23 protein-coding genes and 1 pseudogene are annotated in these 21,356 nt (G+C 53.0%); 9 read left to right on the top strand and 15 right to left on the bottom strand.

Annotated features, from left to right (window positions below; all coding sequences use genetic code 11):
- Positions 1–76: 76 nt before the first annotated feature.
- From HQ393_RS12450 to HQ393_RS12440, 3 genes and pseudogenes are all read right to left on the bottom strand, one after another.
- A pseudogene (locus HQ393_RS12450) lies at positions 77–1,147 on the bottom strand (esterase-like activity of phytase family protein); the annotation flags it as partial.
- A 332-nt stretch (positions 1,148–1,479) separates the two neighbouring features.
- Positions 1,480–2,019 carry a cytochrome b gene (locus tag HQ393_RS12445; RefSeq protein WP_179355483.1) on the bottom strand — a complete coding sequence of 180 codons (540 nt, stop codon included), beginning with the start codon at positions 2,017–2,019 and terminating at the stop codon, positions 1,480–1,482.
- A 229-nt stretch (positions 2,020–2,248) separates the two neighbouring features.
- Complete coding sequence (locus tag HQ393_RS12440; protein ID WP_179355482.1) at positions 2,249–3,109, bottom strand: c-type cytochrome; 861 nt, start codon at positions 3,107–3,109, stop codon at positions 2,249–2,251.
- A gap of 275 nt (positions 3,110–3,384) precedes the next feature.
- Here HQ393_RS12440 and HQ393_RS12435 point away from each other — a divergent pair, with 275 nt between their 5' ends.
- On the top strand, positions 3,385–4,530 hold the full coding sequence (locus HQ393_RS12435; protein WP_179355481.1) for an alkaline phosphatase family protein: 1,146 nt from the start codon (positions 3,385–3,387) through the stop codon (positions 4,528–4,530).
- A 65-nt stretch (positions 4,531–4,595) separates the two neighbouring features.
- Here the strand turns inward: HQ393_RS12435 and HQ393_RS12430 are convergent, their stop codons facing one another.
- The 3 genes from HQ393_RS12430 to HQ393_RS12420 all read right to left on the bottom strand — a co-directional run bounded on the left by HQ393_RS12430 (position 4,596) and on the right by HQ393_RS12420 (position 7,212).
- Positions 4,596–5,438, bottom strand: coding sequence for a hypothetical protein (locus HQ393_RS12430; protein WP_179355480.1), 843 nt, complete (start codon positions 5,436–5,438; stop codon positions 4,596–4,598).
- Positions 5,439–5,876: 438 nt separating this feature from the next.
- Entirely contained in the window at positions 5,877–6,620 is a 744-nt protein-coding gene (locus HQ393_RS12425; RefSeq protein ID WP_179355479.1) for a M15 family metallopeptidase, read from the bottom strand.
- A 226-nt stretch (positions 6,621–6,846) separates the two neighbouring features.
- Entirely contained in the window at positions 6,847–7,212 is a 366-nt protein-coding gene (locus tag HQ393_RS12420) for a hypothetical protein (RefSeq protein WP_179355478.1), read from the bottom strand.
- A 316-nt stretch (positions 7,213–7,528) separates the two neighbouring features.
- Between HQ393_RS12420 and HQ393_RS17690 the strand changes: the two genes are divergently transcribed.
- Positions 7,529–8,140, top strand: a complete 612-nt coding sequence (locus HQ393_RS17690; protein WP_246307889.1) for a PEP-CTERM sorting domain-containing protein — start codon at positions 7,529–7,531, stop codon at positions 8,138–8,140.
- Between the two features lie 68 nt (positions 8,141–8,208).
- Here the strand turns inward: HQ393_RS17690 and yiaY are convergent, their stop codons facing one another.
- Positions 8,209–9,360, bottom strand: a complete 1,152-nt coding sequence (gene yiaY, locus HQ393_RS12410; RefSeq protein ID WP_179355477.1) for an L-threonine dehydrogenase — start codon at positions 9,358–9,360, stop codon at positions 8,209–8,211.
- A 208-nt stretch (positions 9,361–9,568) separates the two neighbouring features.
- Here yiaY and HQ393_RS12405 point away from each other — a divergent pair, with 208 nt between their 5' ends.
- Positions 9,569–10,384, top strand: a complete 816-nt coding sequence (locus HQ393_RS12405; RefSeq protein ID WP_179355476.1) for a TFIIB-type zinc ribbon-containing protein — start codon at positions 9,569–9,571, stop codon at positions 10,382–10,384.
- Between the two features lie 92 nt (positions 10,385–10,476).
- Complete coding sequence (locus HQ393_RS12400; RefSeq protein ID WP_179355475.1) at positions 10,477–10,740, top strand: hypothetical protein; 264 nt, start codon at positions 10,477–10,479, stop codon at positions 10,738–10,740.
- A gap of 73 nt (positions 10,741–10,813) precedes the next feature.
- Here HQ393_RS12400 and HQ393_RS12395 read toward each other — a convergent pair whose 3' ends face one another.
- The 4 genes from HQ393_RS12395 to HQ393_RS12380 all read right to left on the bottom strand — a co-directional run bounded on the left by HQ393_RS12395 (position 10,814) and on the right by HQ393_RS12380 (position 13,689).
- Entirely contained in the window at positions 10,814–11,956 is a 1,143-nt protein-coding gene (locus tag HQ393_RS12395) for a pyridoxal-phosphate-dependent aminotransferase family protein (protein ID WP_179355474.1), read from the bottom strand.
- 173 nt (positions 11,957–12,129) lie between these two features.
- Positions 12,130–12,648, bottom strand: coding sequence for a monooxygenase family protein (locus HQ393_RS12390; protein ID WP_179355473.1), 519 nt, complete (start codon positions 12,646–12,648; stop codon positions 12,130–12,132).
- An 85-nt stretch (positions 12,649–12,733) separates the two neighbouring features.
- Entirely contained in the window at positions 12,734–12,910 is a 177-nt protein-coding gene (locus tag HQ393_RS12385; RefSeq protein ID WP_179355472.1) for a hypothetical protein, read from the bottom strand.
- An 11-nt stretch (positions 12,911–12,921) separates the two neighbouring features.
- On the bottom strand, positions 12,922–13,689 hold the full coding sequence (locus HQ393_RS12380) for a sporulation protein (RefSeq protein WP_179355471.1): 768 nt from the start codon (positions 13,687–13,689) through the stop codon (positions 12,922–12,924).
- 151 nt (positions 13,690–13,840) lie between these two features.
- Here HQ393_RS12380 and HQ393_RS12375 point away from each other — a divergent pair, with 151 nt between their 5' ends.
- The 3 genes from HQ393_RS12375 (at position 13,841) to HQ393_RS12365 (ending at position 15,720) form a co-directional block, all read left to right on the top strand.
- Positions 13,841–14,080, top strand: a complete 240-nt coding sequence (locus tag HQ393_RS12375) for a sulfurtransferase TusA family protein (RefSeq protein WP_179355470.1) — start codon at positions 13,841–13,843, stop codon at positions 14,078–14,080.
- Between the two features lies 1 nt (position 14,081).
- Complete coding sequence (gene pyrC, locus HQ393_RS12370) at positions 14,082–15,131, top strand: dihydroorotase (RefSeq protein WP_179355469.1); 1,050 nt, start codon at positions 14,082–14,084, stop codon at positions 15,129–15,131.
- 100 nt (positions 15,132–15,231) lie between these two features.
- The gene (locus HQ393_RS12365; RefSeq protein WP_179355468.1) at positions 15,232–15,720 is read left to right on the top strand and encodes a hypothetical protein; all 489 of its coding nucleotides are present in this window, start codon (positions 15,232–15,234) and stop codon (positions 15,718–15,720) included.
- Between the two features lie 48 nt (positions 15,721–15,768).
- Here the strand turns inward: HQ393_RS12365 and HQ393_RS12360 are convergent, their stop codons facing one another.
- The gene (locus HQ393_RS12360) at positions 15,769–16,206 is read right to left on the bottom strand and encodes a VOC family protein (protein WP_179355467.1); all 438 of its coding nucleotides are present in this window, start codon (positions 16,204–16,206) and stop codon (positions 15,769–15,771) included.
- Positions 16,207–16,330: 124 nt separating this feature from the next.
- Positions 16,331–17,626, bottom strand: a complete 1,296-nt coding sequence (locus HQ393_RS12355; RefSeq protein ID WP_179355466.1) for a tryptophan--tRNA ligase — start codon at positions 17,624–17,626, stop codon at positions 16,331–16,333.
- Positions 17,627–17,760: 134 nt separating this feature from the next.
- Between HQ393_RS12355 and rlmF the strand changes: the two genes are divergently transcribed.
- Together rlmF and HQ393_RS12345 are read left to right on the top strand one after the other, a co-directional pair.
- Positions 17,761–18,723, top strand: coding sequence for a 23S rRNA (adenine(1618)-N(6))-methyltransferase RlmF (gene rlmF / locus HQ393_RS12350; RefSeq protein WP_179355465.1), 963 nt, complete (start codon positions 17,761–17,763; stop codon positions 18,721–18,723).
- A 71-nt stretch (positions 18,724–18,794) separates the two neighbouring features.
- The gene (locus tag HQ393_RS12345; RefSeq protein WP_179355464.1) at positions 18,795–19,073 is read left to right on the top strand and encodes a hypothetical protein; all 279 of its coding nucleotides are present in this window, start codon (positions 18,795–18,797) and stop codon (positions 19,071–19,073) included.
- Positions 19,074–19,085: 12 nt separating this feature from the next.
- Here HQ393_RS12345 and HQ393_RS12340 read toward each other — a convergent pair whose 3' ends face one another.
- Positions 19,086–19,310 (bottom strand): VF530 family protein, encoded by a 225-nt coding sequence (locus tag HQ393_RS12340; protein WP_179355463.1) that lies wholly within the window; start codon positions 19,308–19,310, stop codon positions 19,086–19,088.
- A 98-nt stretch (positions 19,311–19,408) separates the two neighbouring features.
- Positions 19,409–21,319 (bottom strand): B12-binding domain-containing radical SAM protein, encoded by a 1,911-nt coding sequence (locus HQ393_RS12335; RefSeq protein ID WP_179355462.1) that lies wholly within the window; start codon positions 21,317–21,319, stop codon positions 19,409–19,411.
- Between the last annotated feature and the right edge of the window lie 37 nt (positions 21,320–21,356).

Genomic DNA, 21,356 nt, shown 5'->3' with positions numbered 1-21,356 from the left:
CGCCTAGCTCGCTGTCGGTCAGACCAAAAACGTAAAATTTGTTTTGCCCAGCAACGCCTGAAACAAAGTCATTGTCATTGGCCACCCACAGCGTATGCAGGGTTTTACCTTCAAATGTCACGTCTTGGCCAAAAGCGTAGCCTTCGATTTTCGCGGGCACTTGCGCAGCAGTCAGCCCTGCACCGCCTTCGCTCGTCGGCTTGGTCAGCATGGCAACGACATCAACGGTGCTAGTCTGCGTTTTGCTGACCAGATATTTGCTCAAATCACCTTTGATACTGTCGTTTGGAATCGGTGTCGCGCCGCTGATGTCGATGCGATAACCTTTTTTTACGCCTGCTGCGCTGCCGTCACCCAAACCTTTGCCATCACGTTCATCAATTAAGAATTCGTGATCGTTGATCGCAACGATTTCGCTCACGCCCGAGCCATCGGTCAATTTATAGGCAAATTGTTTGGTCTCGCCAGTGGCGACGTCGATCGTCACGATGCGAACTTGGCCTTTATTATCTTGCAGCAAAGGCGCTTGCATAATGCCGACCAGCATTTTGCCATCGGGGGTAATCGCCAAGCCTTCCATGCCTTTGTTGGCCACGCGGCCGCTGGTGTTCACCGGTTTGTCTTCGGCCGCCGTGGTTGAGCCCAAGGTTTTCACAGCCAAGCTAGCTGGTAGTTCAAACGCCTTAATACGCTCGCCGGTGGCTCGGTCAAATTGATACACGTATGGGCCATATTCATCCGACACAAATACGCTTTTCCCATCGTTAGATACGCGCACGCCTTCCGGGTCGAAACGGGCGTTGTTGCTATTGTTGGAGCCTTTGCTGGCGTCAAATGCATCTGAGCGGCCAGTAAAATAATTGCGACCGCTGCTGTTGCTCAGCCCTGCGGTATTAGGTGTGCCGGCGGTGCCGTAATTGAGCTTATCCGCCGACCAAAGTAAGGTGGTTGATGCGAGCTTGGCATTGACTTGGAATGGCAATTCGCCCGCTTTGGTATTGCTTTGCAGTGAGAGATTGAGCGTATGAAAGCGCGAAATATAGCTGCTGGTGTCATCGACTGCGCTATTCCAGGCTGTGGCATTCGGGCCGCGATCAGGCGTGGCGATAAAAGTATTGCCGCCTGCCCAGGCAAAACCCGAGCCCATGCCGCCCAGAATATTGGCTTTCAGGCCGTTTTCCAGTGTGCCCGTCAGGCCAGATAGATCGGCTGAACCGCCAATTTCACCGATTCCCAATAACAATGCCGCTTGGCTAGGCAATGCCGCGCCAGCTAGGGCTGTGGCCAACACTAGATTTATCGTACGTAGTCGAAACATATCCATCATCCTTGAGTTTTATTTTTAAAAACAGCATGCTAAGTCGTAGGAATGACAAGCTGGTGACGGTTTCGTGACAAGCAAAATGCAAGGCAGATTTGCCGCTGCAGAGCATGAAAAAAGCCGCGCAAGGCGGCTTGGGTGGCTCACAAAATTGGGACTTAGCGCCCAAACATCCGCGTGAGCGTGTCGTCTTTCACAAAGCGGTGGTGCCAAATGGCGGCGGCAGCGTGCAAGATCGCGCCCCACATTAAGACATTACCAAGTAATTCGTGGATTTCTTTCACATCGCGCGCCGACTCGGTGGGCACGGTGAACAGCACGGGTAAAACCCAGCCAAAGAAATCAACGCTTTTACCCGCGCTTTGCACGAAAACAATCCCCAAAATTGGCAGGGCGATCATCAGGCCATACAAAGCCCAATGCACCAGATGTGCAAGCAGCATGGTTTCTTTTTTCGGTGTGGGTGTAATGGCGGGCGGCGGATTGCCAAAGCGCCACAGCAAGCGCGGCCATACCAGCAGCAACACGATCAGGCCAGCTTGAATATGCGCATATTTCAGCCCATCACGCAGCGGGTCGCCTTTGGGGAAATAGCCTTTGAGCTCGATCAATACGAGCGCAGCCACCACCGCGAGTACGCCAAGCAAATGAAATATCCGCGCCACCTGACCGTATCGGGTCGATGAGTTTTTAAGCATGATACGTCCTTCATAGACATGATCTTGTAGGATAAACCTTTTCACGAGGCTTGCAGTGATCAGGGTCAAATGAGGCGGGGAATGTTGCAGCGGAAAGGCTGTTTCTTTGGCGGTCTGATGGGTATATTCCTAAAGACATTGAAGATGATTAATTTGAAAGATATACCCTGTTGAATATTAAAACAGCCCCGGCTGGAGGGGCTGTGGGGAATTGGCGGTACGATGGCGATTAGTGTGGTGATTTTTGTGGCTTTAGTGAGCGCAGGTAAGCGATCAGCGCGCCCATATCGCTTTCGCTAATGTGCTCGTAAAAGGCAAAGCCCATCGGGGGTTTGAGTGGATAACCTTGATTATCTTTACCGGTGCGGATCGCTGCAGCGATTTCGGCATCACTCCAGTTTTTGAGTCCTTCCGCCACGGGGGTGAGATTGGCTGAAACCGATTCGCCCCAAGGCCCTTTGAAATTTTGCCCGCCCGCACCGAGTTGATCGAGTTGCAGCATGCCCTTCGCATCGCGTGGGGTATGGCATTCCATACAGTGCGAAATCTGGGCCAGATATTCGCCGTATTTCACTTTATTGCTGCTCGGCGGCGTCGCAATTTTACCTACGGGCGGGCCGTAATTAGGCGGCAGCGGCATGTGGTATTGCGATTTGGGTACGGGATTGGCAACGGCAGGCTGGGCTTTTAGATAGGTGACGATTGCTTTGAGATCTTGATCGGAAATCGAGCGATAAAACCCAATCGGCATCGGCGGGCCGATTACGCTGCCATCGGGGCGGATGCCTTCGCGAATCGCTTTGGCCAACTGCGCCTCGCTCCAATTGCCGATGCCGGTTTTTTTATCGGGCGTAATATTGGCGGCGTAGGCCTTAAAGGGCGGTTCATCAAACAACATACCGCCTGAAAGGCCTTTTTCTGGCAAAGGCTGACCTTGCGCGCCACGCGTCATATGGCAGTTACCACAGGCCACGGGGCCTTCCATCAAGTATTTGCCACGGGCAAGCAAAGTGCCGTCCTGTGCGTGCAAGGCGGCGCTTTGCAGGGCGGCCAAGCTGGCGCCAAGCACCATCGTAGTGAGTAATTTCATCGCGAGCTCCTATCGTCAAACTGCTTTTTCTTATGAACAAGGGCGTAGAAAAACGCGGCTTGTGTGAAAGTTATAGGCAGATGCCGCGCAAGACGGGGCGAGTTCGGATGGATGGTCGTGCTGGCGCTGCGATGGTTTGAAAGTGAGTCACTTCACATTTTCGAGCGTTTTATTTTACGTTTTAGTTGGATTGCACCTGCGTGTCATCTTGTTCTCTTACACTTCGCTACTGCCGTAGTAAAGCGGCGCTATAACGATAATCACGGGGAAATAAGATGAAACTTACTTTTACAACAGGGCTTGCTACGCTCATCAGCGGTTCAATATTGTCATTATCAGCCAATGCGGCAATGCCAAAATACGATCACGTTGTGGTCGTGCTGCTGGAAAACAAGAAAGACACGCAGATCATCGGCAGCAGCTCGGCTCCTTATATCAATAGTTTGGCTGCGCAGGGCGCTAACTTTGCCCAAGCTTATGCGGTGACGCATCCTAGTCAGCCAAACTATATCGCCTTGTTTTCAGGGGATACGCAAGGTGTGACGAGCGACGCTTGCCCCAATAGCTTTGGCAATACTGCGAATTTGGGTGCTTCATTGCTGGCGGCGGGTTATAGCTTTGCGGGTTACTCGGAAAGTATGCCCAGTGACGGTTATACAGGGTGTAAATCGGGAAATTATGCGCGCAAGCATAACCCGTGGGTGAATTTCAGCAATGTACCTGCCAGCAGCAATCTGATGTTTACCCGTTTCCCCGGTGATTTTAGTAAATTGCCGACGCTGTCTTTTGTTGTGCCAGATCTCTGTAGCGATATGCACGATTGTTCGATCAGTACGGGCGATACTTGGGTGCGCAATAATCTCGATGCCTATGCGCAATGGGCCAAAACGCATAACAGCCTGTTGATCGTGACTTTTGACGAAGATGATTCGAGTGGTACTGCAAATCGTATTCCGATGATCTGGGTTGGTGCGGGCATTGCGCCGAGTGTGAACTACAGCCGCGTTGATCATTACGGCGTGCTGCGTACTTTGCTTGATATGTATGGCCTGACGCCATTTGCACGTGCGGTTAATGCGGTTCCGGTGAGTGATATTTGGGCTGGCAGTGCCAGCCCTGCGCCAACTGCGACACCAAAACCGAGCGCAACACCGCTTGTGACCGCAACGCCCAAACCAACGGTTGGCCCAGTGGCGACAGCTACTCCAAGTGCCAAACCCAGCGCCACTCCGACCATTAAACCAACGGCGACCCCAGTGGCGGGCAGTTGCTACGCAGCATGGTCGGCGAGCCAAATCTATGCCACAGCAGGGAATAAAGTGAGCTTTGGCAAGCATAACTGGCAAAACAAATGGTGGACGACAGGTGAGCAACCGAGCCCGAGCGCCTCGGTGTGGGCTGATTTAGGTGTATGTAACTAATTCAGTCGCGAAATAAAAAAGCCGCAGACCTTTGATAGGCTGCGGCTTTTTTTCGCCATGGCGGGTTAGTACCAGATACGGATGATGTTTTTGCTGGGGTTGGCCGCGTACACGACAAACTCCTGAATCATCAGGCGGGTGCTGCTGGCATCGCTGATTTCAAATAGCTTCATGCTACGAATGCCTTGGCCATCGGCAGCAATGAGCATGCCGCCGTCGGCGAGCAAGCGCATTTCGCTGGCGCTCAATGTTTCGGGCGTTGTGCCGCTTTGATTTAGCGTCACATTGCCCGCGCCATCAAATTGCATCACGCTTGCAGGGTTTGAGCAGCTGGCTGCGGTGAAATTTTTGGCTTGCAGCACTTGGCCATTCAACGGTGCCAAGCTGCCTGAATACACCGCGCGCGCTGCGTCGTTGATCATGTAATAGCGTTTGCCCGGCGTACACAGTGCAATAAAATCGCGCACTGCAGCCGCTTGGTTGGCGGTGCCGCCGCCAATCAGGCTGACCGATTTACCGTCGGGGTAGTCGACTGAAAATTGCTTTTTGCCATTAAATACTTGTGTGCTGCGCGAGATCTTGTTGCTGTCTTCGCGCCATGGTTGTCCGGCGCTCAAGCCCAATTGTTCTGAGCCGGCCACTTGGCTGACCGTCGATTGGAAGTATCGCAGCGTGCCATCTAAATCAGTCGTGCCGCCTGTACTGCTCAGCGTCACTGGGCTGATGTTGCTGCCTTTTTCTGGCTGGGTCAGGTTAAATTGCTTGGGGCCTGTCCACTGAGTGACTGGCGGCGTTGGTGTTGGGGTCGGAATAATCACCAGATCACCGCCGCCGCCACACGCGGTGAGCAAGGCTGCGGTGGATAAACAAGTCGCAATCGACTGCCAGTTGAAGGTTGATAATTTCATGTAATCTCGCAAAAGTGATGATCAGTATTAACCCTTGTGCGCCGGATTCGGCTCAATTGGCGCTGGGCGTTATATTTTTCCAACCCGATGAAATTTTTAGCATTTTCATAATTCGGGTCGCCATTCGGATAAATGCTTATCCAATCACATGCCGCAAAAAAATGCCGCTGTGATTTTTTAATCTGAGCGGATTCTATCCAAAGTGTACTTTTACACTCTCAACAATAATTACCCTGCAGGGTGTAACTAATTACTTGCCGTCGATGCGTTGCTGGTGTGCGCTAATCAATCTAGTGAAAGCGTGCACCTGCCCATGCGGCTACGACGCTACGCTTTGATTGGAACGAGGCGGAAACGAGACTATGTGGGGTATTGCTTTGAGAGTAAATCTTGTAAAGCTTTTTAGCGATATACCCTGTGATGGGTGGTGATGGAGCGCTATTTGCGCATTAAAACACTGCAGCTACGCTGCTCTTTCACACTGGCTGCGCTGCAGCTTTGCGCAATGCGGCGCACGTATTCATTGAAAGTTTGGCTCGCTTGCTCGGGTGTTTGCTTGATGAGTTCATTAACGAATGCGCGGCTGCCGATTTCAAAATGCTGATAATCAATCGGTGCATCCCAATAGCCGCCCCACGTCACAAAGCCGTGCCGCGCGAATATCGCCACAACGGCGTCGGTGACCAGGCCTGCCCGCTTGGGCTTTTCGGGGCGTAGCTCATCCCGATTGAGGAAATTCATTGCACTGGCCGTCGGTAGAACTTGTACTTTGCCTGCATCATCGACGCTGATGTAGGGGTTTTGCAGTGGATTGACGTCAATCGCGACACCGTAGGCATGTTTCGACCACGCGCCGCCACCCGTCATCGCGCGGCCATTGAAGGCTGAGGTATTGTTGTCATTCATCGATAGCTCGTCGCTGCCGTGATAGTTTTCCAGCGGCACGGCTTTTTTTAGCGGGAAGCGGGCTTGATACAGCTCGGCAAAAATCGCCCCAACGTGGGGCGCTACCGCATCGAGCACGATCAGCTCACCTGTTTGGTCTTGGCCAGCAAAATCGACATGCTGAAAGCTCACCCGCCGCAGCCGCTCGCACGGCACGGGGTTATTCGCCGTGATCACGCCCGCCGCCTGCATCGCCGCGCATTGCGCACTCGTCAGCGGGTTAATTTGCGCCAGCACTTGAGTGCTGCCCAGAAAAGTGGCGAAGCAAAAAGCGAGGCGGACTAAATTTACTTGAATTGGGTATATGTTTCAGGCCTTTTCTATGGTTGATTTTGATGAATATACCCATAGTAGGCATATTCATCGCAACGCATTTTATAACTTCCGCATCCACGGGCTGTGGATCTGTTGCTTTGCCCCTGCCTTGTTCCAAGCCCGTGCGTGGCCGTGATCCCGTCTGTTGTTACAGTTGCGAATCGATATCGGCCAAAGACTCTTCACCCTTTTGGGTGATGAAATGACCGACTTCAGCTTCGCGGATTTCAACGTGACCTTTGCGTAGCAAAAAGGCCAGCGCTTCGCCGTTGATTTTCACTGTGGGGTCGATTTTGAGCAGGCGCAGGCTGTCGATGCACAGCGTCATGAAAATAAATTCTTTACCCAAAGGCGTGATTTGCAAAATGCCCGTTTTGCGCTCATAGGCCGCCAGTTTTTGGCCAGTGAGGGCTTTGACGTTTTTGAAAATCTTATGGCTCAAACGCGTGGTTTTCAGACCACGGCCGACTTCCTTGAGTGCATCCATTTCGTCTTTGGAGAGTTTGATTCGCATTGTGCTGCTTTCCTGCTGATTGACTATGGGCAGTATGGTACGCGCGCGGCTCGATGTCGCGGGAAAAACTTCATCGGATGCGGCCTCAGCTCAGCCTTGGGCGCGCTCGGTTCTGATCGCCATGATCAATGGGTTTTTGAAATATTTGCGATAATTGATGATTAAAAACAAGCACTTAATAATATAGTGATGCATCAGCAAAACATTTTTCAGTGTGCTATAGGAAAGTGCTTGCCTATTTTTTAATCGCTAGTAAATAGGTGAGCTAATGGATGCGTTCGCATCTGTTAAACATACTAAAAATTAGGATTGAGAAATGATCTCTTTGAAAAAAACACTACTTGCTGCAGCCATGTTGGCCGTAGCTTCTTTTGCGTCAGCAGCGGTCACCGTTAGCTCAGATGTTAAATATGGCGATATTCACGGCACATTTGATGTGAATAACGCCAAAATCGATAACTTGGCCAAAGGCAATGTGTTTGTCGACAACATTGCAACGGTTGCGGCGGGCTCGGCGATGACTTTGTCGTTTGATGCGGTGCTGCGCTTTGTAAATGGCAACTATTGCCCAAGCTGCATTATTCAGCACTACGTGGCATGGGATAGCAAAGGGCGTGAATTGATGCCAGTAGGTCAAGCAAATGCTGGGCAAATCAATGTATTTTCTGGCTTCAATCTCGGTGGCGATCAAAATCTAGGGCATTTTGTCTGGAATACATTTGCTCCGACCAAAGCGGGTTTGTACTTCATTGGTGGTGCTGGCTCGCTGGATTACCAGTTTAATCATGTTTCAGGCGGTGCTGGCGCCAACAATAGTTATTCCTACCTGATCAATGTGACTGCGCCAGTGCCAGAGCCAGAAACTTATGCCTTGATGGGTCTGGGCTTAGTTGGTTTGTTGGCAGCTCGTCGCCGTAAAGCCGTTTAAGCTGAAGTCTTGAAGTTTGAATAAAAAAACCGCGCCTTTTGGGCGCGGTTTTTAATTGCGCGTAACGTTTACAAAGCCGCGCGATAAATCGCGCACACTTCTTCAAACGTTGGCTGTTTCGGGTTGGTCAAGCCGCATGCGTCTTTCAGGGCATTGGTCGCCAGCGTTGGGATGTCTTCCTCTTTGGCGCCCAGTTGCGCTACGCCGCTGGGGATGCCGACATCGGCTGACAAAGTGCGGATTGCATCCAGACACACATCCGCGGCGGCATTGTCGCTGAGGCCCGTGGTGCTTTCACCCATTGCGCGGGCGATGTCGCCGAGGCGTTTAGCGGCGACTTGCTTGTTGTACGCTTGCACATGCGGCAACAAGATCGCATTGCAGACGCCGTGCGGTAAATCGTAGAAGCCACCCAACTGGTGCGCCATCGCGTGCACATAACCGAGCGAAGCATTATTAAACGCCATGCCCGCCAAGAATTGCGCGTACGCCATTTGTTCACGCGCCACGATGTCGTCGCCGTTTTTCACCGCTTGGCGCAGTGATTGGCTGATGATTTCAACGGCTTTCAGTGCGCAGGCATCGGTAATCGGCGTGGCTGCGGTTGAAACATAGGCTTCAACGGCGTGGGTCAGTGCATCCATACCCGTTGCCGCAGTCAAGCCAGCGGGTTTGAGCAGCATCAACTCAGGGTCGTTCACCGACAAAATCGGCGTCGTGTGTTTATCAACGATGGCCATTTTTACGTGACGGGCTTCGTCGGTGATAATGCAGAAACGCGTCATTTCGCTGGCTGTGCCGGCGGTCGTGTTAATCGCAATCAGCGGCAATTGTGGCTTGGCTGATTTATCCAGTCCTTCGTAGTCTTTAATCTCACCGCCATTGACTGCCACCAGTGCAATGCCTTTGGCGCAATCGTGTGGTGAGCCGCCGCCCAGCGAAATCACGCAATCACAGCCATTGGCTTGCAGTAGCGCCAAGCCCGCCGCGACGTTGGCCGTGGTTGGATTCGGTTGTACCGCATCAAATACAACGGTAGCGATGCCTTGGCTCGCGAGCAAATCGGTGACGCGTTTGACGACGCCGATTTTCACCAAGGGCGCATCGGTGACGACCAAGGCCTTTTTATAGCCATAGCCTTGCATCGTTTTGGCCGCATCAGCCAAACAGCCAGCACCCATCAAATTCACACTTGGAATAAAAAAAGCGGTTGTTGCCATGATTTGCTCCTTGAGAAAAAGTGCGTCCAGCCTACGCCCACTCAATTTGTAAGAATTTGCGCCCGCGCAAGGTTTTTGGGTTGTCTAGGGATACGCCTTATGTGAGTAATACCAAGGCTTGTCGCGGCGCGGCAACAGGGCTGCGACTAGGCTACGCAAGCGGGCGTCGAGGGCATAAGCTCGCAACATCTTTGAAGGTGAAATGCTTATGAATTGCACAGGATGCGGCGCGCCGCTGCCGGTAGATCAACTGGTGTGTACTTTTTGCGGCTTGCACAATGCCGTTGATTTGCTGGCGATTCGGGATTTCAAACTGCAGGCCGAACACAGTGAGCTGACTTGCCCAAATGGCTGCGGCGAGCTGCGCTTATTGCGACTGGGTGGCGCGCTGGATGTGACGGTGGGTCATTGTACGAGCTGCAATGGTTTGCAGTTTGCCCCCGGCGCATTGCAAATTGCGCTCGATAAAGTGGCGGGGCAAGTGCGCGAGATTAATCACGGCCGCTTGCAACAAATCTTGGCCGAGCGCGTTAAGCCTGAAGTGGTGCGCTACAAGCCATGTAGCCGCTGCCGCGTCATGATGAACCGCCGCGCGTACAGCCAATATATTCCGGTGATCGTCGATGAATGTCGCGAACACGGCGTGTGGTTGGATAATGGCGAATTTTCTATTTTGGCCGAATGGATGGAGGCGGGCGGCCGTCAGCATCTGGAGGCTGAAGAGCAACGCCGTGCACGGGTGGCGGCGGCCAATGGTAATGTCGAGCCAGTGCGTGCCCCAAGCGAGCAAGAGCGGATTAGCGATATTGGCCGCAACACGCCATTACCGCGCAGTGAAATGGACGATTACTACGCCGCCCAATTTGGCCAGAAAAAAGCCAATCCACTTGGCCAAAATCTACCCGCGTGGGTGGTTGGCTTGGTGCTGACGGTGCTGCTGTGGTTTTTGCTTGGCCTGAGCTGGCCGGTGATGCTACTGGCTGCAGGTACGGCTGCGGGATGGTACTGGCGTGATCGACTATGATGTTTTGAAAATCTTGACGTATATCTCTGAAGTCTATATTTAAAATAGCCCTCAGAGATATACCCTAATTAAATTTAATCGAGAGCAAGCGAATGACAGTTCAATTTAACGGTATCAAGCTCTTTACGCTCGATCAGGCGCGTCAACATGAACCACGCTTACATGCGCGCATTGTCAATATTTCAGGCAATTGGCTGGTGCTGTTTGGCCAGAAAATGGCATTTACCGATGACGCCGATTTGGTCGCCATTTTGTACGAGCAAGGCCATGAATCGCCGATTGCGTTTGATAGCAAAACCGCCGCGGCCGATTTGCTCGATCCGCATGCCGCGGCGTTTGCCAGCGTGTCATGTTAATCAACTAAAAAGGCCTTGCGCTCAATACACCGCGCAAGGCCTTTGTGTCGCCATTCAATGCCGATGCCCAGCTTTATTGACCAAGCACTTCACTCAGCGCGTTGAGCAGTAAGGCAATATTTTCCCGCCGTGCGGCGTAGCCCATCAAGCCGATCCGCCATGCTTTGCCAGCCAGCGCACCCAGACCTGCGCCGATTTCGATATTGTAGTCGGCCAGCAAACGCGAGCGAACTGCGGCGTCGTCCACGCCGGCGGGGATATGCACGGCATTGAGTTGTGGCAGGCGATATTCGGCGTCAACGACAAATTCAATCCCGAGTTTTTCCAAGCCATCACGAAGTAACTCATGCATCGCAGCGTGGCGCGCCCAAGCGTTTTCCAAGCCCTCAATGGCCAGTAGGCGCAATGCTTCGTGCAGCGCGTACAGTGCATTGACGGGCGCGGTGTGGTGGTAGCTGCGCTTAGCGCCTGATGCATTGCCCCAGTACGCCATGACTAGGGTTTGGTCGAGAAACCAGCTTTGTACCGGCGTTTTACGCGCTTTGATTTTCTCGACGGCGGCAGGCGAAAACGACAATGGTGACAGCCCGGGTACGCACGAAAGACATTTCTGGCTGCCCGAGTAAATCGCATCAATGCCCCATTCATCGACGCGCAGCTCAATACCGCCCAGCGACGTCACTGCATCAACAATGGTCAACAGGCCTGACTTTTTGGCGAGCGCACACAATGTTTTCGCATCCGAGCGCGCGCCGGTAGAGGTTTCGGCGTGCACAAAGGCCAGAAATTTGGCGTCGGGGTGCGCTTGCAGCGCCGCTTCGACGGCTGATACGTCAACGGGCTTGCCCCATTCATTATCGACCAGTACGGCTACCGCGCCGATGCGCTCGACATTTTGGCGCATCCGTTCGCCAAATACGCCATTGCGACAGACGATGACTTTCTCGCCCGGCTCGACCAGATTCACAAAACAGGCTTCCATCCCGGCCGAGCCGGGCGCGGAAACGGCCAATGTCATCTCATTTTTGGTCTGGAATGCGTATTGCAGCAGCGTTTTAACTTCATCCATCATGCCGACAAACAAGGGGTCGAGATGGCCTAAGGTCGGCTTGGCGCCGGCGGCAAGGACGGAAGGATAAACATCCGACGGGCCAGGCCCCATCAAAGTACGGTGTGGCGGGAAAAAGGGCGCAATATGAGGTTGAGGCACAAGCATGATCGACTCCGCAGGCGTGACGAGGGTGTGGATTTATTATGCACAGTGAAGTTGCGCTGAGCCATGAATTTTTGCTGCGCTCGCACATTGTTGCCAATCTGCGCGTGGTTTGAGTAAAGGCAGCGCGACACTATGCCAGTGCAGGCTTTTCACGCGATGAAGACTCGATCAGTTTATTTCTCGTTGGCGTAATAGTCTTTTTCTTGAATTGGGCTGGATGTATCGCTGCCCATGCCTTTATTGATGCGATCTCTGGCGCTATACATCTTGCCCCGTGCTTCGCGTTGTGGCGCAAATGCCAGAAAGCCAATATCGGCAGGAATATCGTCGTACACCGCCTCCATACCGCCTTGCATAAAATAGCTTTCATGCCAAAAGCCAGTGCCGCCGCTATTTTTTAGAAATTGCAGCCACCATTGCCGATGTGGCTCGGAACGCGCCCATTGCTCTAAGGATTCAAAATCGCGCCAATATTGCCGCATGCCGACATGAGGTGGAAAGAGCGAAAAAATAATATTTTCATGCCGCAGCAAACCGTCAGGCTGATCGGCGACTGCTTTGGCAATTTGTGGGCCGATGCCGATTATGGTTTTTATCCCAGTCCAGAAATTGACGCGTAGCCCCAAATAAATCACCACCAGATCGGGATAGGCGGATAAATCGACAGTGCGGCGCTGTACTTTTTTCATCATGGCTTCCTCACGGGCTTGGGATGAATACAGCATACTGCATGAAGCGAAAAAAGGCCTGCGGATGCAGGCCTGTGTTTAATCGGGCTTAATCAAACCAGCGCGATTTTTTGTAATACGGTTTTTTGTGCTGATAGGGCTTTTTGCCATAGCCAAATTGGGTGTTGTGAGGCGCGGCACCGTATTGGCTGCCGCCTTTTTTCGCCATCACCCATTTGAGCAGCATTTCCAGCAAGGAATAAAACAGCTTCTTTTTCATGCTCATCGCTGCGCTCCTTAATTGAGCAACTGCTGCAAACGGCTTTCCCAATCGATGTTTTTCCAATTGGCATCCATCAATAAGGCGCTATAGCTATCACGGCTAAAACGGCGGTCGGCCTCGATTAAGACATGCACGCCCTCGGGGCGGGCGATGCAGGTGATTTCGACCTCCTGAATCCGCCCAAATCCGCCCTGCATGGGGCGAAATTCAAATTCCTGATAGCAGCCTATGCTGCTGTAAATATCATTTACGCGCGCCGTGCCGATTTCTACATCGGTGCTGGTATGCGCAAAGCCCAGCGTACCCATCGCCGCGATCAGGCGCTGCATTTGCGGCAGCGGGTGAATATCAAGGTAATCGCGATCTTTGGCGTCAATCGCGGCGGCAATGGCCAGATCGGTATGAATCCACACCGCCGCTTTGACGTGCGGCGTGTATGGATAAGCGGGGCTGGCCAAGGCTTGGGCGTTATTGACCGGCGTTTCCATGGGCAGTGTCAGCGAAAACGGCAGACGACGCTCTAAGCCTGCGGTGGCCGTCAGCGCGCCGGACACGCGGAATTTAGCCAGCGGCTGCGCCACGCGAACTTCCCCGTCGCCCATTTTTTGCTCAGCCTCTGTCATCAAGACCAGATCAACATATTCAATGGCCTGATCAACGCTACCACCCTTAATCAGCACGTGGCCACTGATCACCCCGCCGGGAAATGCGCTGGCCTTATCGAGCACGGTATCGACCGTTGCACCGCCAACACCGATGGAAGCAAACAATTTCTTGAACATCGCACAAGTCTCTATATGAAAACAGCCAAAGGGCCGCGCAACATCAGAGTAGGGCGCTGCAGAAAGGTTCAATGCCAGCGGCATGGGTGCAAAAAATGTATGCCCGAACAAGTCTTGGTACAATAAGCTTTTCGCCGCCAGAGTCTGCCCGATGTCGACCCGCCCAGAAGCCAACCTTGCCACCGATTTATCGGGCCTCAATTGCCCTTTGCCAATTTTGCGCACCAAGAAAGCACTGGCTGCTTTAGAGAGCGGGCAGTTGCTGCAAGTCACCTGCACTGATCCGGCAACGCCGACTGATTTTGCTGCGTTTTGCAAACAAACGGGCAATGAACTCGTTGAGCACTGGCAAGTCGAAACCAAATTCCTATTTTTAATTCGGAAACGCTGATATGACCCAAACGATTACCATCGCTCGCCCTGATGATTGGCATTTACACCTGCGTGATGGCGCGGGTCTGGCCAGCGTATTGCCGCACACCGCACGTGAATTTGGCCGAGCGATTGTGATGCCTAATTTAAAACCGCCGGTAACCAATGTAAAACTGGCTGGCGAATACCGTGACCGTATTTTGGCTGCGCTACCGCAGGGTATGTCTTTCCAGCCCTTGATGACGCTGTATTTGACCGACAATACCACCCCAGATGATATTGTTGCCGCCAAAAATAGCGGCTTTGTTCACGGCGTGAAATTGTATCCAGCGGGCGCGACGACCAATTCGGATGCGGGCTGTACCGACATCAATAAAGTGCTGCCAACGATTGAGAAAATGGCCGAAGTTGGCCTGCCATTCTTGGTGCACGGCGAAGTCGTCGATAGCGAGATTGATATTTTCGATCGCGAAGCAGTCTTTATCGATCGCATTATGAAACCGCTGCTTGAGCGCTTCCCAACGCTGCGCGTGGTGTTTGAACACATCACGACCAAAGACGCGGCTGAATTTGTCGCCAGCGCCGGCCCGAATGTGGCCGCCACCGTGACTGCGCACCACCTGCTGATGAATCGCAACGCGATGCTGGTAGGTGGGATTCGCCCACACCTGTATTGCCTGCCGGTATTAAAGCGCGAAGTACACCGTCAAGCTTTGGTGCGTGCCGTGACTGGCCACGATGCCGCAGTGCGCAGCAAATTCTTCCTCGGCACCGACAGCGCGCCGCACGCCAAAGGCACCAAAGAAAACAGCTGTGGTTGCGCCGGCATGTACACCGCGCACGCCGCCTTGCCGCTGTACGCCGAAGTCTTTGACGCCGCAGGTGCGCTCGATAAGCTCGAAGCGTTTGCATCGATCAACGGCCCGACTTTCTACGGCTTGCCAGTGAGCGGCGAGAAAGTCACGCTGGTCAAAGAAAGCTGGACCGTACCTGCTGAGTATCAGTTTGGTGAAAATGTCGTTGTGCCGCTGCGCGCCGGTGAAACCGTCGCGTGGAAATTGCAAGACTAAGTGCGCCGTGCCAGATCAATGGTCTGGCACGAGTTGATAGGGTATTGCCCTCAAAATTAATTATTAAAACAACCTGCAGCATATACCCTAGGAATTCAATATGATCGTGCATCGTACGACCAGCAGCTTAGCTTGGTGGTTATCGGGTTTGGCCCTCATCGCGCTGGCGTGGTGGGGCAAGCCGCTGGTGCAGTCCGACCAATTTGAAAACCATTTCTATGGCTTGTTTTACTATTCGATCTTGGCGGGCATGGCGCTGTTTTGGGCGCTGCCTAGCGAGCAGCGTTGTTACGATGGCATATTTGAGCGTCGTACCATGCTGTTTGGGCTGATCCCACTGTATAAGGTCTCCGCCCCCGTGCAAGCATTTAGCGAGATTCGTTTGGAGCAAGACCCGAATCTGTTTCGCAAAGACACGATCTGGCTGATGGTCTGCGGTGTCAAAGACGATAGCGAGCAAGTGGAGCGCTTCGCCTTTGCCAATTGGTCTGCCACCCGTCGTAATCTCGCCAAGGCCGATGCCTTAGCTCAAACCTTATCGGCGGCAACGGGTTTGGCAATTCAAACCGCCGAAGTCGAAGTTCAATAAAATAATGGCGCTATCAGCGCCATTATTTTTGCCGGTATCGGGATTGAGTCAAATCCCGCTATCGCAATTAACCATCCAGCGAATACCAAACTGATCAGTCAAGCAACCGTAATACGCGCCCCAGAACATATCCTGTAGCGGCGTCTCAATCACGGCATTGACTGCTAAGCCGTTAAATAAGTGCTCGGCTTCAGCTCGGGTATCGGGCTGCAAATTAATGTGGATGCTATTGCCGTGTACCACTTTAAATCCCATTGATTCGGGCGCATCCGTACCCATCAATACGTGGCCGCCCAGCAGCGCCAGCTCGATATGCATGACGAGGTTTTTGTCGGCTTCATTCATCGGCGGCTGATCGGGTGACGGTGGAATATCGCCAAAACGATGGATCGGGCCGATAAACTCGCCGCCAAAGATGCCGCGATAAAATGCAAATGCCGCTTCGGTGTTACCGGCAAAATTCAGATACGTGCTGACGCGAGCCATGGTGATCTCCAGTGGGGGTTGGTCTAGCAATATAGAAGGTGAAAAAGCAAAAAGGCTGATTAAATGAATAATCAGCCTTTTGGTATTCTGCCATTTTCAGATGACAGATTGGATGCGCCTGTATTTATTCCGCATTTAGAGCTAGCAGCGCCGCTGCGACATCATCCTGAGCAATGCCTTCAGCCAACTTCACTGGCGCATCATTGCTCAGTGCGGTTACGCCTTCTTTTTTCAGTTTACCAATCCACTGACCCGCATCTTTGCCTGAAGCAAAACCTTGGCTTTCCAATAGCAAACGACCGTGCGCATCGCTGAAATTGAAATAGAACTGGCCATCCGCGAGGCGGAATTGCTTGAACATTGGCAGCGCGATTTTCACTGCTTTTTCTTTCGCTTGCGGAATCGCGTTCATACGGCGCAGGCCGACAGCTTCGCGTACTTCTTTGAGCAATGGCGCAGCGATGGCACGCGCTTTTTGCGCGCCAATTTGCAGCAATTCTTCGATCTGCTCTGGGTGTGCCATCAGCGCTTGATATTTCTCGCGCATTGGGCCGATCTGGCTTTCGATCAATTCGAGGAGTTGCTTTTTCGCATCGCCCCAGCCCAAGCCCGCAACCAGATCGGCTTTGAATTTCGCCGCCTGCTCGGGCGTCGCAAACGCCTCATAGATGGTCACCAGATGGCATTCCGGATCTTTGGGCTCGCCCGGCAACAGGCTGTTAGTCACGATGCGCGCAATTGCTTCTTTCAGCGCTTTGCTACCGCCTTCAAATAGTGGGATCGTGTTGTCGTATGATTTGCTCATCTTGCGACCATCGAGGCCAGGCAAGGTCGCTACGTGTTCTTCGATGTGCGCTTCGGGCAAGACAAATAGCTCTTTGCCTGCACCAAACATATGGTTAAAACGGGCGGCAACATCGCGCGCCATTTCGATATGCTGAATCTGATCGCGGCCAACGGGCACTTTGTGCGGGTTAAACAGCAAAATGTCGGCGGCCATCAAAATCGGATAGCAGAACAAGCCCATCGTTACGCCATGATCAGGGTCTTCACCGGCGGCTTCGTTGATGTCGGTGCTGGCTTTGTAGGCGTGTGCGCGGTTCATCTGGCCTTTGGCCGTCACACAGGTCAACAGCCAGTTCAGCTCGGTGACTTCGGGCACATCGGATTGACGATAGAAAGTAACGCGCTCTGGGTCGAGCCCGGCGGCCAGCCAAGTGGCTGCAATTTCAAGGCGCGAGCGCTCAATGCGCGCTGGATCATCACATTTGATCAGCGCATGGTAATCGGCCATAAAAAAGAAGCAGTCGGTGGTATTCGATTGGCTGGCGACAATCGCGGGGCGGATCGCGCCGACGTAATTGCCCAAATGCGGTGTGCCTGAAGTCGTAATCCCGGTTAAAACACGCGTGCTGCTCATTTTTATACCCTTCACATTTCGCAAAACAAAATAGCGGACAAGTCTAGCAGCCCGTGCGCGTACTGTGTGTGTTTTGGCGCAAGTAGGACGTTTTTTCTGTTAGGCTGATGCCTTGTTTTGTACTCCACACCGCCATGTCCAAATTCGCCCCCAAAAAAACTGCGACCATCAAAGCTCCCAAAGCCGCGAATAAAGCAAGCCTGCATTCGCGCAACCAACATCAAGGCCGCTATGACTTTGCCGCCTTGATTGCGGCGAGCAGTGAGTTGGCGCAATTTGTCGCCAAGAATGCCTATGGCGATGACAGCATTGATTTTGCCGACCCGCAGGCGGTGAAGGCGCTCAATCGCGCTTTGCTGGCGCATTTTTATGGCATTACGACTTGGGATACGCCTGAGGGGTATTTATGTCCACCCATTCCTGGACGGGCTGATTACATCCATACCCTAGCCGATTTATTGGCGAGTGAAACAGGGGAAATTCCACGGGGCGATGCGGTGCGAGGGCTGGATATTGGCGTGGGCGCCAATGCGATTTACCCGATGCTGGGGCGGGCGAGCTATGGCTGGCACTTTGTCGGCTCGGATATCGACCCGGTGGCGGTGAAAAATGCAGCGCAGATTTTTGCCAATAACGCGGTGTTGGCGGGTGGCTTGGACGCACGGCTGCAAAGTGCGACACGGCATATTTTTAACGGCATTATTGGCGCTGACGAATATTTCGATTTCACGCTGTGCAACCCGCCATTTCATGCCTCAGCCGCCGATGCGGCGGCGGGTTCGAACCGCAAATTGCGTAATTTAGGTTTGGCCAATAAAGCGGACAAAACCCCAAAGCTCAATTTTGCTGGCCAAAACAATGAATTATGGTGCGAAGGCGGTGAGGTGAAATTCATCACGCAGATGATTTTGGAAAGCAAACACTTTGCCACGCAGGTGGGCTGGTTTACGACTTTGGTGTCAAAAATCGATAATTTGCCGCCGATTTATAAGGCGCTGCGCGGCGTCGGGGCGCACGATGTGAAAACGCTAGACATGGCGCAAGGGCAAAAAATCAGCCGCATCGTCGCTTGGCGCTTTAGTATCAGTAAAAACTGATTTTGAGTTGGCAAATTGCCTGAAAATAGCCTTAGATACAGATACTCACGATCGCGTTTCTAGGTGTCATCATGCAATTTAACGAAATTCTACCGCAGCATTTCAGTACCATTTCACGCGACCCATTTCCGCATGTATTGATTGAGCGGGCTTTGTTGCAAATGGCCGAAGGGCAGCTTGATGGCCCTAAATTTCGCAATCAGGTCTTGCACGCCGCAGGCTGGAAGCACAGCAATCTGACGTCGTTTGGGAAATACCCCGAAGAGGCCGCCGCCGCGTTTAACCGCTTGCGCTTGGTGATGGCCGAGCACGAAACGCCGACGTCGATTCTGGAAGCGCTTAAACACTAAGTGCCGTGCGATTTAGCCCTTGCCGCGCAAGCTGGCATCTAGCGCCTCGACTTTTTCCCGCGCCCACGGCGTGCGGCGCAGGAATTTCAGGCTGGATTTAATCGATGGCTCGTTAAAAAAGCACTGCAGTGGAATCTGCTTGTGCAGGCCTTTCCAGCCAAAATGATCGACCAGATCAGTCAGCATTTGCTCCAGCGTAATACCGTGTTGCGGGTTGTTTTTTTGCGGTGCGCTCATGGTCTTTGTCCTGCCTTAAATCAAGCAATACTTGGTAGTAGTATTACTTGTAAATTCTTTTTGAATAAGCTGTTCAGGCTTATACCCCATCAATCAGCTTAGCCCCGATTTTGCAGCGCCCGCTCGATAAATTGGCGCGGCACGGTGCTGCGCGGTACTTTGCAATCAAACCAGCTACGCAGGTCTTCATCGAGGCCAATACCATGCATAAAGTTATACAGCGCTTTATTCAGGCCGCGCCCCATTAAATCGTGATCAATCGGTGTGTTGTCGATAAAGCCGACATCATTTTTGGCAAATGAAACGGGCGGCAGCTCAATGAGCTCAATGCCGTATTCCTCGGGGTTTTGCCCCACCGGTGAATGCACGGTGCAGGCAAAGCGGTGGAAAAAGCCCGATTGAATACAGCCAGCGCCAAACAGCTGGCGTACGTATTCGAGCGCATCGACGGTGTCTTGGATCGTTTGTGTTGGAAATCCGTACATCAAGTAGGCGTGCACCAAAATGCCGGCCTCGGCAAAGCCGTAAGTCACGCGGGCCACCTGATCGACTGAAACGCCCTTTTTCATTAATTTGAGCAGGCGATCGGAAGCCACTTCCAGCCCACCTGAAATCGCAATACAGCCGCTATCGGCCAGCAATTGGCACAGCTCGGGTGTGAAGGATTTTTCAAAGCGAATATTGCCCCACCATGAAATCGATACTTTGCGGCGCAATAGCTCCTCGGCCAGCGCGCGCAGCATTTTGGGCGGCGCGGCTTCATCGACAAAATGGAAACCCGTTTGACCTGTTTCCGCAATAATCGCCTCGATGCGATCTACCAGCATTTCGGCGGTGGTGGTTTCATAGCGCGAAATATAGTCGAGCGTCACATCGCAAAAACTACATTTTTTCCAGTAGCAGCCGTGCGCAATCGTCAGCTTATTCCAGCGCCCATCGCTCCATAGGCGGTGCATGGGGTTGAGCATATCGAGCAGCGACAGATAGCGATCGAGTGGCAAACCATCCCAAGTCGGCGTACCGACCTCAGAGAAAGGCACGTCGGCTTCCATTAGGTTAATGTACTTGACCTTTCCTTCTTCGCGCACGAAGGTACGCACCAAACGCTGCTGTGAGCGTTTGCCTTTGAGGTGCTCTATCAGCGCCAACAGCGGGCGCTCGCCATCGTCGAGCGTGACAAAATCAAAGTAATCAAATACGCGCGGCTCGGTCAGCTCGCGCAATTCGGTATTGACAAAGCCGCCGCCCAGCGCGAGCTTGATCTCGGGGTATTGGGCGCGAATGCTTTGTGCAATTCGAAATGCGGCATATACCGCCCCGGGGAAGGGGACTGATACCAGCACTAAATTGGGTTGATGCTGGTCGATCGTGGCCAGAGTCAGATCGTGCAAGGTCGCATCGACCAGATTGTGTTCGACCGCCAGCGCCGCGGCGAGCGGCTGAAAAGTCGGCTGCGACATCGCCAGTGATTCGGCATAACGCACAAATTCAAAGCGCGGATCAATCGCTTCGCGGATCACATCGGATAAATCATTTAAATACATGGTCGCCAGATGGCGGGCGCGGTCTTGCGTGCCGAGCGCACCAAAGGCCCACGCCATCGTGTCTTCCTGATCGTCGATGGTGTAGGCGTCAATCGGCGCAAAGCGCGCGCCTTCGGGTAGAAAGGCGCGGCTCACAATGCGGTGGCTCACTGTGCTATCGCGACCCTGCAAAAAGGCAATGGTCGGCGTGATGGTGGCGTCGTAATGATCGAAATTGAGCAGAAAATGCTGCACCTGATGGCTTTGCTTGCGTGGCGGTATTTTGGCCGCCGCATCGCGAATTTCGGCTAAACCCTGGCGCGAAAACAGCCGCAATACCAGCGCCAGCGCCAAATCTTCCTGTACCGCGTCGATCTGACCGCCCGCGGTCGAGCGTAAAAAGCCCGTGATGTACGCCGTCGAAGGGTAGGGCGTATTGAGCTGGGTCATCGGCGGGATGAGGGATAAAACACGAAAGGCAGTCATGGCGCTCACAAATAAACCAAAGTCGCCACAGGGCGAC

It is taken from the genome of Chitinibacter bivalviorum (genome assembly GCF_013403565.1).
GTDB classification, from domain to species: Bacteria; Pseudomonadota; Gammaproteobacteria; order Burkholderiales; family Chitinibacteraceae; genus Chitinibacter; species Chitinibacter bivalviorum.
Note: the sequence above shows the minus strand (reverse complement) of the source record. Positions and strands in the feature narration are given on the sequence as shown.

Coding starts and splice junctions, on each gene's coding strand:
- HQ393_RS12380 (WP_179355471.1), bottom strand. CDS start 13,689: ATGTTCAAGAAATTGTTTGCTTCCATCGGTGTTGGCGGTGCAACGGTC.
- HQ393_RS12335 (WP_179355462.1), bottom strand. CDS start 21,319: ATGACTGCCTTTCGTGTTTTATCCCTCATCCCGCCGATGACCCAGCTC.
- HQ393_RS12435 (WP_179355481.1), top strand. CDS start 3,385: ATGAAACTTACTTTTACAACAGGGCTTGCTACGCTCATCAGCGGTTCA.
- HQ393_RS12400 (WP_179355475.1), top strand. CDS start 10,477: ATGACAGTTCAATTTAACGGTATCAAGCTCTTTACGCTCGATCAGGCG.
- HQ393_RS12355 (WP_179355466.1), bottom strand. CDS start 17,626: ATGAGCAGCACGCGTGTTTTAACCGGGATTACGACTTCAGGCACACCG.
- HQ393_RS12430 (WP_179355480.1), bottom strand. CDS start 5,438: ATGAAATTATCAACCTTCAACTGGCAGTCGATTGCGACTTGTTTATCC.
- yiaY (WP_179355477.1), bottom strand. CDS start 9,360: ATGGCAACAACCGCTTTTTTTATTCCAAGTGTGAATTTGATGGGTGCT.
- rlmF (WP_179355465.1), top strand. CDS start 17,761: ATGTCCAAATTCGCCCCCAAAAAAACTGCGACCATCAAAGCTCCCAAA.
- HQ393_RS17690 (WP_246307889.1), top strand. CDS start 7,529: ATGATCTCTTTGAAAAAAACACTACTTGCTGCAGCCATGTTGGCCGTA.
- pyrC (WP_179355469.1), top strand. CDS start 14,082: ATGACCCAAACGATTACCATCGCTCGCCCTGATGATTGGCATTTACAC.
- HQ393_RS12420 (WP_179355478.1), bottom strand. CDS start 7,212: ATGCGAATCAAACTCTCCAAAGACGAAATGGATGCACTCAAGGAAGTC.
- HQ393_RS12390 (WP_179355473.1), bottom strand. CDS start 12,648: ATGATGAAAAAAGTACAGCGCCGCACTGTCGATTTATCCGCCTATCCC.
- HQ393_RS12405 (WP_179355476.1), top strand. CDS start 9,569: ATGAATTGCACAGGATGCGGCGCGCCGCTGCCGGTAGATCAACTGGTG.
- HQ393_RS12365 (WP_179355468.1), top strand. CDS start 15,232: ATGATCGTGCATCGTACGACCAGCAGCTTAGCTTGGTGGTTATCGGGT.
- HQ393_RS12395 (WP_179355474.1), bottom strand. CDS start 11,956: ATGCTTGTGCCTCAACCTCATATTGCGCCCTTTTTCCCGCCACACCGT.
- HQ393_RS12375 (WP_179355470.1), top strand. CDS start 13,841: ATGTCGACCCGCCCAGAAGCCAACCTTGCCACCGATTTATCGGGCCTC.
- HQ393_RS12345 (WP_179355464.1), top strand. CDS start 18,795: ATGCAATTTAACGAAATTCTACCGCAGCATTTCAGTACCATTTCACGC.
- HQ393_RS12440 (WP_179355482.1), bottom strand. CDS start 3,109: ATGAAATTACTCACTACGATGGTGCTTGGCGCCAGCTTGGCCGCCCTG.
- HQ393_RS12445 (WP_179355483.1), bottom strand. CDS start 2,019: ATGCTTAAAAACTCATCGACCCGATACGGTCAGGTGGCGCGGATATTT.
- HQ393_RS12360 (WP_179355467.1), bottom strand. CDS start 16,206: ATGGCTCGCGTCAGCACGTATCTGAATTTTGCCGGTAACACCGAAGCG.
- HQ393_RS12385 (WP_179355472.1), bottom strand. CDS start 12,910: ATGAGCATGAAAAAGAAGCTGTTTTATTCCTTGCTGGAAATGCTGCTC.
- HQ393_RS12340 (WP_179355463.1), bottom strand. CDS start 19,310: ATGAGCGCACCGCAAAAAAACAACCCGCAACACGGTATTACGCTGGAG.